This window comes from Stenotrophomonas sp. PS02301, from assembly GCF_029959485.1.
Taxonomy (GTDB): domain Bacteria; phylum Pseudomonadota; class Gammaproteobacteria; order Xanthomonadales; family Xanthomonadaceae; genus Stenotrophomonas; species Stenotrophomonas maltophilia_Z.
Genome location: NZ_JASCOO010000127.1, coordinates 1 through 10,145, shown reverse-complemented (window position 1 = coordinate 10,145; position 10,145 = coordinate 1). Strand labels below are relative to the sequence as shown.

At 67.2% G+C, this 10,145-nt stretch carries 7 protein-coding genes; 3 read left to right on the top strand and 4 right to left on the bottom strand.

Features of this window, described 5'->3' with window-relative positions; all coding sequences use genetic code 11:
- Nucleotides 1–76: 76 nt before the first annotated feature.
- The 4 genes from otsA to QMX81_RS19280 all read right to left on the bottom strand — a co-directional run bounded on the left by otsA (nt 77) and on the right by QMX81_RS19280 (nt 6,623).
- Entirely contained in the window at nt 77–1,441 is a 1,365-nt protein-coding gene (gene otsA, locus QMX81_RS19295) for an alpha,alpha-trehalose-phosphate synthase (UDP-forming) (RefSeq protein ID WP_152152474.1), read from the bottom strand.
- A complete protein-coding gene (locus tag QMX81_RS19290; protein WP_152152472.1) occupies nt 1,438–3,219 on the bottom strand; it encodes a glycoside hydrolase family 15 protein in 1,782 nt (593 codons plus the stop codon). The genes otsA and QMX81_RS19290 overlap by 4 nt, the downstream gene beginning before the upstream one ends.
- A gap of 86 nt (nt 3,220–3,305) precedes the next feature.
- Entirely contained in the window at nt 3,306–4,064 is a 759-nt protein-coding gene (gene otsB, locus QMX81_RS19285; RefSeq protein WP_088433909.1) for a trehalose-phosphatase, read from the bottom strand.
- A gap of 108 nt (nt 4,065–4,172) precedes the next feature.
- Nucleotides 4,173–6,623: a TonB-dependent receptor gene (locus QMX81_RS19280; protein ID WP_282263878.1), complete on the bottom strand. Its 2,451-nt coding sequence runs from the start codon at nt 6,621–6,623 to the stop codon at nt 4,173–4,175.
- Between the two features lie 240 nt (nt 6,624–6,863).
- On the opposite strand from QMX81_RS19280, the gene QMX81_RS19275 reads away from it, so the two are divergent.
- From QMX81_RS19275 to QMX81_RS19265, 3 genes are all read left to right on the top strand, one after another.
- A complete protein-coding gene (locus tag QMX81_RS19275; protein WP_282263876.1) occupies nt 6,864–7,346 on the top strand; it encodes a DUF3574 domain-containing protein in 483 nt (160 codons plus the stop codon).
- A gap of 35 nt (nt 7,347–7,381) precedes the next feature.
- Nucleotides 7,382–8,242: an SH3 domain-containing protein gene (locus QMX81_RS19270; RefSeq protein WP_282263874.1), complete on the top strand. Its 861-nt coding sequence runs from the start codon at nt 7,382–7,384 to the stop codon at nt 8,240–8,242.
- Nucleotides 8,243–8,326: 84 nt separating this feature from the next.
- Nucleotides 8,327–10,048: a thiamine pyrophosphate-dependent enzyme gene (locus tag QMX81_RS19265; RefSeq protein WP_282263872.1), complete on the top strand. Its 1,722-nt coding sequence runs from the start codon at nt 8,327–8,329 to the stop codon at nt 10,046–10,048.
- The last annotated feature ends 97 nt before the right edge of the window (nt 10,049–10,145 follow it).

The window sequence follows — 10,145 nt, the reverse complement described above, 5'->3', positions numbered from 1 at the left end:
GCACTACCGCATGCGCTCCCCGTAGCCTGGCTGCATCACTCCCGCCATCACCGGTAGTGCCGGCCGCTGGCCGGCATCACCCTTCCAGCGCCTGCAGATACGTCTGCCGCCAATGATTGATGTCGTAGGTGCGCAGGTGATCCATCATCGCCTGCCAGCGCTCCACGCGCTTCTTCAGCGGCATCGTCGCCGCGGTGGCGATGGCGTCCGCCACGCCATCCAGGTCATGCGGATTGACCAGCAGCGCCTGCTTCAACTCATCGGCGGCACCGGCCAGCAATGACAGCACCAGCACGCCCGGGTTCTCCGGGTCCTGCGAGGCCACGTACTCCTTGGCGACCAGGTTCATGCCGTCGCGCAGCGGCGTCACCAGGCCCACCGCCGCTGCCCGGTAGAAGCCGGTGAGCGTGGCATGGGTGAAGTTCTGGTTGACGTAGCGCAGCGGGGTCCAGTCCGGCGCGGCATGCCCGCCGTTGATGTGCCCGGCGATCTGTTCCAGCTGGCTGCGCAGCTGGCGGTACTCGGTGACATCCCCGCGCGAGACCGGGGCGATCTGCAGATAGGTCAACGAGCCGTGCTGGTCCGGATGACGTTCCAGATACCGTTCGAACCCCTGGAAGCGCTCGGGCAGGCCCTTGGAGTAGTCCAGCCGATCCACGCCGATCGCGAGCTGACGATTGCGCAGGCTCCCGCGCAGGTCCTTGACCGCCGGTTTGTTCGCCCCCGCCTTGGCCTGGCGGGCGATGAAGTCGGTATCGATACCGATCGGGAAGGCGGCAGCGCGGAAACGCCGGCCGCCGGGTGCCTCCAGTTCGCCATCGGGCAGCACGCGGCCACCACCGAACAGACGCACATAGGACTGGAATCGGTCCGCATCGCGCTGGGTCTGGAAGCCGACCAGGTCGTAGGCATACAGGCTGGAGAACAGCCGCAGGTGGTCCGGCATCGCCTGCAGCAGATCGGCCGAGGGCATCGGCACGTGCAGGAAGAACCCGATCCGGCAGCCGATGCCACGCTCGCGCAGCAGCGAGGCCAGCGGGATCAGGTGGTAATCGTGGATCCAGACAATGTCGTCCTCGCGCAGCAGCGGCGCGAGCTTCTCGGCGAACAGCGCGTTGACGCGGCGATAGGTCTCGCGCGTGGCGCGGTCGTAGTCGACCAGGTCCAGCCGGAAGTGGAGCAGCGGCCACAGCGTGCGGTTGGCGAAGCCGTTGTAGTAGCCATCCACGTCGCGCTTGTTGAGGTCCATGGTGACGTAGCGGATGTCTCCGTCCACCTGCTCATGCAGGGTGCCGCTGTTGTCGCGCACGGATTTGCCGCTCCAGCCGAACCACAGGCCGCCACGCTCCTTCAGCGCGGCGAGCAGGCCGACCGCCAGGCCGCCGGCGCGGGATTCACCGGGGACGGCGACCCGGTTGGACACGACGACCAGGCGGCTCATGACGCCTCCTGCCAGCTGCGCGACAGGCGCATGGCAGCGGTGATCAGGCCCACGTGCGAGTAAGTCTGCGGGAAGTTGCCCCACGCCTCGCCGTTGTCGAACGCCAGATCCTCCGAGAGCAGGCCCAGATGGTTGCGGCGCTCCAGCAGGGTTTCAAACATCTCGCGTGCTTCGTCCAGGCGACCGATCGCGGCGAGCGCGTCGATGTACCAGAACGTGCAGATGGTGAAGCTGGTTTCCGGCTCGCCGAAATCATCCGGCGCGACGTAGCGATACAGCGCGTTGCCGTGCTTGAGATCGCGGCCGATCGCCTCGACCGTGGCGACGAAGCGCGCATCGGTGGCCTCGATGAAGCCGATATCGGCCAGCAGCAGCAACGACGCATCCAGGCGATGGCCGCCGAAGGTATCGGTGAAGTGGCCGAGTGCTTCGCTCCACGAGTCGCGCATGATGCGCGCATGGATGATGTCGGCGCGCTCGCGCCAATAGGTGGCGCGGTCATCCAGTTTCAATCGCACGGCGATCTTGCACAGGCGGTCACACGCGGCCCAGCACATCGCACTGGTGTAGGTGTGCACTTCGGTGCGGCCGCGGAATTCCCACAGCCCGGCATCGGGTACGTCGTGCAGGGTGAAGGCCTGCTCGCCGAGCGGCTCCAGCCGCGCGAAGGTGTGCGCATCGCCCGGGTCCTGCAGGCGGCGATCGAAGAACAGCTGGGTGGAGGCGAGCACCACGCTGCCGTACACGTCGTGCTGGCGCTGCACCCAGGCCAGGTTGCCGCGCCGCACCGGGCCCATCCCGCGGTAGCCGGAGAGCGAGGGCACTTCGCTCTCTTCCAGCTTGGCCTCGAAGCTGATGCCATACAGCGGCTGCAGACTGCCATCGGCGGTGGCCAGGTTGAAGATGTAGCCCAGGAACTGCTCCATCGTGCGGGTCGCACCGAGGCGGTTGAGCGTACGCACCACGAAGGCGGCATCGCGCAGCCAGCAGTAGCGGTAATCCCAGTTGCGGATGCTGCCGGGCGCTTCCGGAATGGAGGTGGTCATCGCGGCGATGATCGCGCCGCTGTCCTCGTACTGGCACAGCTTCAGCGTGATCGCGCTGCGGATCACCGCGTCCTGCCATTCCAGCGGGATCGACAGATAGCGCACCCATTCGCGCCAGTAGTCACGCGTGCGCTGCAAGGACTCCTGCACGTAGCCGCTGAGCGAACGGTTCAGCGATTCGTCCACGCCGAGCACCAGGTGCACCGGGTGGTTGAGCACGAACGGCAGGCCATCGCGGACGAAACGCAGCGGCACATCGGTGGTCAGGCGCAGCACATGGTCGGGCAGTACCCAGCGGATGTGGTTGCTGCCCCACGTGGCATCCGGGACGCGGGCACCCCAGTCGGCCAGCGGCCGCGCGCGCACGATGATGCGTGGGTTGCCGGACAGTGGCCGCACCTGGCGGATCAGGCTGACCGGCCGGTAGAAGCGGTCGTTCTGGCGCCAGCGCGGCGCGAAATCGATGATTTCCAGCGCACCGCCGTGCTTGTCGCGCAGCACGGTGCGCAGGATGGCGGTGTTGGTCAGGTAGCTCTGTTCGCTGTCGACCATGTCCTCCAGCTCGATGCCGAAGTCACCGCCGTCCTGTTGATTGGGGCCGAGCAGGGCGCAGAAGGTCGGGTCGCCGTCGAAGGTCGGCAGGCAGCTCCAGACGACGCGCGCGTGTTTGTCGATCAGCGCGCCGAAGCTGCCATTGCCGACCACGCCCAGATTCAGATCGGGTTCGCTCATGATGCAGGAAGTCTCGTGTCATGCCGCGGTGGCACACCGGTGGGGGAGACCTGCGCGCGGCGTCAGGGGGCCTTGGGGTCAAGGCATCAGTAGGCATTCTCGCGAAGCCAGGCGTGCACGCTGCGTATCGTCGGCAGCGCGAACACCGCATCGCTGGGCTCGCGTGCACCGACCAGCACGCTCCAGCCGTGCAGGTCGTTGGCCGCGCCGAAGCCGAATTCATCGGTGAGGTCATCGCCGACGAACACCGGCATGCGATCGCGGAACGGCGGCTGCAGCATCAGCTGCCGCATCGCACGGCCTTTGTCGCTGCCTTCGGGGAGGAACTCGATGACATGGTCACCGGGCTGCAGCCGGTAGCCGCCATGGCCCCGGATATGCCGTTCAGCGAAGGCACGCACATCGTTGGCGGCGTGCGGTGCCCCGCGCCAGTGCAGGGCCAGGCTGCGGCCTTTGTCCTCCACCAGTACGCCGGGATAGCCATGCGCGAAACGCATCGCCTGCTGGTGCAGGGCATGCAGCCACTCGCTGGTATCGGCGGAAGGATCGCTGCTCTGCGCGCGCTGCTCATGGTTGCGCAGCTCGTGGCCGTGCAGGCCGGCCGCGGGCAGGCTCAAGGGGGCGAAGAGTTTGTCCAGCTGTGCCAGGGGGCGCCCGCTGATCAGCGCGACCGCGCCATCCAGCCGGTCGCTGATGCGCCCGATCGCTTCACGCACATCGGGCAGCAGCGCGACCGACTCGGGGTCGTCCGCGAATTCGATAAGGGTGCCATCCACGTCCAGGAACAGCGCACAGGCATCGTCCAGCAGCGGCGGCGGCGGACGTTGGGGGAAGTCGTTGGCCATGGTGACCAACATGCCAGCGTGGGTGTGATCGTCAGGTCATGGCATCACGTCACGCGTCTTCCCCGTTCACCGCCGGTAGAGCCGACCATGGGTCGGCTGCACCCCCCGTCAGAACGTATACCGCACGCGCCCATAGTAGTACGCACCATTGCTGCCGATCGGTGACAGCACGTCGTACGGCAGGTTGCCGAAGTAGTAGATGTCATCGTTGGACAGATCCGAATAGTTGTCGGTCAGGTTCTGCCCACCCAGCGCCACGCTCCACTGCGGGGTGATCTTGTACTCCACTTCGGCATCCAGCTGCCACTCGGCGCCGTAGGTCTGGCGCGGGATGTAGCCATCACCGAAGTTGAACACGCGGGTCACGCTGCCGTAGCGGCTCAGGCGGCTGGTGAGCGACCACTGGTCATTGGCCCAGCTGGCGGCCAGCGCGGCGCGGGTGCGCGGGGTGGCATCGGTCAGCGTATTGGTCTCTTCCACGCCGAACAGCACGTAGTCCGGATCCAGCGCGAGCAGGCCCGGTGGCGTGGCGAGCACGTTCTTCAACGTGGTCTTGGTATAGGCGTAGGTGCCGGTCAGTACCAGCTCGCCATCCCCCAGCGACTGCCGCCAGTTGCTCACCAGTTCCGCGCCGCGGGTGCGGGTGTCGGCGGCATTGACGAAGAAGCTGGCGCTCTGCAGGCCGGCCACGCCGAACTGCTGCTGCACGTAGTCGGTCAGCGCATCACCGGTGATGCTTTCCGACAGCGCGATGCGGTCATCGATATCGATCTGGAAGAAGTCCAGCGAGACATCGAAATGCTCACCGATGCGGCTGGTGAAGCCCAGGCTGGTGTTGAGCGACTTCTCCGGCTTCAGATCGGTGGCGCCGAGGCCGCGCGCGATCGGATTGTTGACCGACAGCACGCGGCCCTGCACCAGTTGGCCGGCGGCGTTGTAACCGGTTGAGGTGGACTCGTAGCCGATCTGCGCCAGCGACGGGGCACGGAAGTTGTTGGAGATCGCACCGCGCAGCGCGAAGGCCGGGGTGAATTCATAGCGCAGGCCGAGCTTGCCGGTGAGCTCGCCGCCGAAGTCGTCGCTGTGCTCGTAGCGCGCCGCCAGATCGCTGGAGAAATGCTCGCCGAACTGGCTGGACAGGCTGGCGTAGGCGCTGGCCACATCGCGCGACAGCGAGGTGGCATCCTGCGGAGTCAGGCCGCCGCCGGCCTGCGAGCCGGTCGGGCGATCCGTGAACGGGCCGGCAGCATAGCTGCTCGGGTCGCCCGGGCGGGTCTGGTAATGGTCGCGGCGCGCTTCCAGACCCAGGCCCAGGCTGTGGGTGATGCTGTCGCCCTGCGAGAACACGCGGCCGAGGTCGACGTTCGCCACCGTCAGCTCGTTGCGGTAATCACCGGTCTTGAACCGGGTCGGGCTGGTCGGGCCCAGCGAGGCGTTCAGCGAGTTGCGCAGGCGGTAGGTGAACGTGTTGACGCCGTAATCCAGGCTGGCATCGTAGTTCCACTCGCCCCACTGGCCCTTCGCGCCGGCCACGGCCTGCACGTCGCGGTTCTCGCCTTCGGAAATCGGGCGGTAGCCGTTCGGGTAGATCTGCGCCCAGTTGGCGTCGCTGTCCGGGTAGCGGAAGTAGTTCGCGCCTTCGCTGTCGCGCTGGTTGAAGGTGGCGAAGCTGTAGAACGTGGAGGTCTCACCAAACGGCAGCTGCGCGTTGTACCAGGCGTTGAGATCCTTGGTCTTGCCATCGCCGAGCTCGTAGTTGCGCTTGCCTTGCAGGGCCAGGTTGGTCGGGGTCTGGTCCCACGGCGGGATCTGGTCGAAGCCGGCGCGGTTGGTGCCCTCGTGGTTCTTCAGTTCCAGGCCGACACGCAGGAAGCCGCCGTTGTCGCCCAGCGCAGTGCCGACCTTGGCGCTGGCGTAGCTGGTCTGGCCATCGGTGAGGGTGCGGTCGATCGGCTTGAGATCGGTGTGGTTGGCGCCGAAGCTGGCTTCGAACGCGCCACCTTCCGGGGCGTCATCGAGGATCACGTTGATCACGCCGGCCACCGCATCCGAGCCATACAACGCGCCGGCGCCATCGCGCAGCACCTCGATGCGCTTGATCGCGCTGACCGGGATCGCGTTGAAGTCGACCGGGGTGGTGCCCTTGCCGATCTTGCTGTCGGTGTTGACCAGCGCGCTGCTGTGGCGGCGCTTGCCGTTGACCAGCACCAGCACCTGATCGGGCGAGAGCCCGCGCAGCTGGGCGGCACGGATGTGGTCGGCACCGCCGGAGTTGGACTGGCGCGGGAAGTTGAACGAGGGCAGCAGCGCCTGCAGCGCGCTGCCCAGTTCGCCATTGACCACACCGGCCTTGCGGATGTCCTCGGCGGTGAGCACGTCCACCGGCGAGGTGGATTCCAGCACGGTCCGGTCCACGGCGCGGGTGCCGGTGACGATCACGGTGTCCAGCGTTTTGGCGGTGGTCGGCGCGTCCTGCGCAAGTACGTCCTGGGCCAGCAGGGGGGAGGAGAGGACGAGCGCGATGGCAAGGCCAAGGCGCGACGCGGACGGACGGGACATGCGGACTCCAGCAGAACGACGAGGGGGAGGAACGGGGGGAGGGGGGACGGGTGGTGCGACCCATGGCCGGCACTACCAATCCATCCGGATGAAGCGATATATTATCTTCGCGTGATGTCCCTGTGTGATGCAAGTCCCATCGGGGTGGTTATCAGCAGATAGCCGTTGGCGATCTGCGCCGGACCCGGATGTCCGGCACGCTCCTTCCCCTGCCTGTCCCTGTGTTCCGGAGAGTTGTCCATGTCGTTCCGCGCCATTCTGTTTGCCCTGGTCCTGGCCACCAGCGGCTGTGCCACCGCCGCCCCGGCCGCCACGCCGACCCCGCCCGCCACTGCCACGGCCACCCTGCAGGGCGACGCCGCGCGCCCGGATGCCGCCGCCGGCTGGGTCCGCAGCGAGCTCTATTTCGGCGTGGGCGAAGAAACCGGCGTGGCCGACCGCCCGCAGACCGAGGGCATCAGTGACGCGCAGTGGCGCGCCTTCCTCGACAAGCAAGTCACGCCGCGCTTCCCGGACGGCCTGACCGTGTTCGACGCCTACGGCCAGTGGCTGTTCCGCGGTGCGCCCGAGCCGAACCGCCTGCGCACCAAGGTGCTGGTGGTCCTGCACGAGAACACCCCGCAGCGCCGCGCCGGCATCGAAGCGATCCGCCTGGCGTGGAAGCAGGCCACCGGGCACCAATCGGTGCTGTGGGCCCAGCAGGCGGTTGAAGTATCGTTCTGATCCAGGGCGCCGCCGTGGCGCTGCACGGAGCGATGATGAAACACAGGGATGCGATGCTGGCCGCGCTGTTGATGGGCCTGGCGGTGACGTGCGCGCACGCGCAGGATGCCGACCCGGCCCGGCTTCAGCTCGAGGTGGCTGCCGGCGTGCAGGTGCAGGCGACGCTGCAGGACGACGGCGGCATTGCCGTCGTACTGGCACCGTCGGGCAAGCGTCAGGTGCTGCCGGGGGTGACCGACGCGGACGGCAACGCACGCCTGTCCGCCGAGGACGTCGATTTCGATGGCCGCCCGGAGCTGGTCGCGCGCGCCGCGGTCGGCATGGTCAACGAAGCGGTCGCGGTCTACCGCTACGTTCCAGCGCGACAGGAACTGGTGGCGCTGGCGCCCATCCCGAACGACCGCGCGCAATGCGGTGACCTGATGGGTCTGACCGTGGAGGAAGACAACCGCACCCTGAGCAGCAGCTGCCGCAGCGGGCCGATGTGGTACGTGGATCAGTACCGCTACGACGGCGGTCGCCTGTACCTGTACCGCGCCGAGCGCCTGCTGATGCTCGACGATGTACTCGAGCCTTACGTGTTCGTGAAGCAGACCGCCGACAGCGGTCCGCTGGCGGTCTGGAGTACCTTCGATCCTGACGGCAACGTGCTGGAGACGGCCATCGGCGATGGCCTGGAGGCACCGCGCGCCGGTTCGCCGCTGCTGCGCGTTTCCGGCCATGTGAGGGTGGCGCGGCTGCCCTTGTACAGCCAGCCCGGTGATGCCACGACCAAGCGGTATCTGGTGCGCGATGACCGCGTGGAACTGCTGGATGAGCGCGATGGGTGGGTGCAGGTGCGTTATGACAATCCCACACGCGGCGCGGTGCTGGGCTGGGTGAACACGCAGCCGTGATCGCGCGCTGCCACGGGTAAACCCACATGAGTGTCACTTGCCCGGGACTAGGCTGACGCTTCCCCCTCGTCGTGGAAGCATGTCATGAGCAAGCGCGTTGCCGAGATCGTGGTTGAAACCCTGCAGGCCGCCGGTGTCCGTCACTGTTACGGCATCGTCGGCGATACCCTCAATTACGTCACCGATGCCATCCACCACAGCGAGATCGAGTGGGTGCACATGCGGCATGAGGAAGTGGCTGCGTTTGCCGCCGGTGCCGAGTCGTTGATCAGCGGGCAGCTCACCGCCTGCGCCGGCTCGTGCGGCCCCGGTGGCCTGCACTTCATCAACGGCGTGTTCGAGACCAACCGCAACCGCGCGCCGATGGTGTTGATCGCCAGCCAGGTGGTCACCGCCGAGCTGGGCATGGAGTTTCCGCAGGAAGTCGATTTCAAGGCGGTGTACAGCAGCTGCAGCGTGTTCTGCGAACAGGTACAGAGCGCCGAGCAGGCGCGCCGCGTGGTGACCCTTGCCTGCCAGGCCGCCATCAGCCGCCGCGGGGTGGCGGTGGTGATCCTGCCCGCCGACATCAGCGAAGCCGAGGTCAAGCACGATGTGCCGTTCTCGGTGCACTACACCCAGCCGGTACTGCGCCCCTCGGACGATGAACTGCAGCGCATCGCCGCGCTGATCGGCGAGGGCAAGCGGATCGGCATCTATGCCGGTGCCGGTTGCGAGGATGCACACGATGCGCTGGTCGCCCTCGGGGCCAGGCTCAAGGCGCCGATCGCGCATACCTCGCGCGCGAAGGATTTCGTGGAGTACGACAACCCGTACAACATGGGCATGACCGGCATCTTCGGCATCGAGTCCGGGTACCACACGCTGATGGCCTGCGACACGTTGCTGCTGCTCGGCGCGGACTTCGCCTGGGGCCAGTACTACCCGGACAAGGCGACCCTCATCCAGGTGGATCGCGATGGCAGCCATCTTGGCCGCCGGCACCCGGTGAACCTCGGCGTGGTGGGCGATATCGGCCCGACCCTGAAGGCGCTGCTGCCGTTGCTGCCCGAGCGCGAGGACCGCAGCTTCCTGGACGAATGCCTGGAGCACCGCGAGAAGGCGCTCGCCACGCGCGCCAAGGAAGAGCAGCCGGGCGAGGGTGAGCTGATCCACCCGCAGCACCTGACCGCGCTGATCGACCGCCACGCTGCGGACGATGCGTTGTTCACCGCCGACGGTGGCTCGCCGATGGTCTGGATCCTGCGCCATATCCGCGTCAATGGCCGCCGCCGCACGCTGACCAGCCTGCTGCACGGCACGATGGCCAACGCGATGCCGCAGGCGCTGGGCCTGCAGAAGGCCTACCCGGGCCGGCAGGTGATCTCGCTGTCCGGTGACGGTGGCCTGGCGATGCTGCTCGGCGATCTGCTCACCGCGGTGCAGGAAAACCTGCCGATCAAGGTGGTGGTCTACAACAACAGCTCGTTGAACTTCGTGGAGCTGGAGCAGAAGGTCGAAGGCCTGCTGGACAACTACACCGACCTGAAGAACCCCGATTTCGGCCGCCTGGCCGAGGTGATCGGCTTCTACGGGCGCACGGTCACCCGCTCGGAAGACCTGGAGCAGGCCGTCCAGGACATCCTGGCCCATCCCGGCCCGGCGCTGCTGGACGTGCACACCAGCCCGACCGAACTGGTGATGCCGCCGCAGGTGGAGGCCAAGCAGGTGGCCGGAACTGCCCTGTACGCGGCCAAGGCGCTGCTGAGCGGGCGGGTCGGGGATGTGAGGGACCTGCTGGCCAACAACTTCCTCAACAAGCCCTGATCCCCACGCGGTCCGGTAATGCCGGCCGCTGGCCGGCATCCTCAGGATGCTCCAGGCAATGGCGGGAGCCGGCCAGCGGCCGGCACTACCGCGCGGG

Coding starts and splice junctions, on each gene's coding strand:
- otsA (WP_152152474.1), bottom strand. CDS start 1,441: ATGAGCCGCCTGGTCGTCGTGTCCAACCGGGTCGCCGTCCCCGGTGAA.
- QMX81_RS19290 (WP_152152472.1), bottom strand. CDS start 3,219: ATGAGCGAACCCGATCTGAATCTGGGCGTGGTCGGCAATGGCAGCTTC.
- otsB (WP_088433909.1), bottom strand. CDS start 4,064: ATGGCCAACGACTTCCCCCAACGTCCGCCGCCGCCGCTGCTGGACGAT.
- QMX81_RS19280 (WP_282263878.1), bottom strand. CDS start 6,623: ATGTCCCGTCCGTCCGCGTCGCGCCTTGGCCTTGCCATCGCGCTCGTC.
- QMX81_RS19275 (WP_282263876.1), top strand. CDS start 6,864: ATGTCGTTCCGCGCCATTCTGTTTGCCCTGGTCCTGGCCACCAGCGGC.
- QMX81_RS19270 (WP_282263874.1), top strand. CDS start 7,382: ATGAAACACAGGGATGCGATGCTGGCCGCGCTGTTGATGGGCCTGGCG.
- QMX81_RS19265 (WP_282263872.1), top strand. CDS start 8,327: ATGAGCAAGCGCGTTGCCGAGATCGTGGTTGAAACCCTGCAGGCCGCC.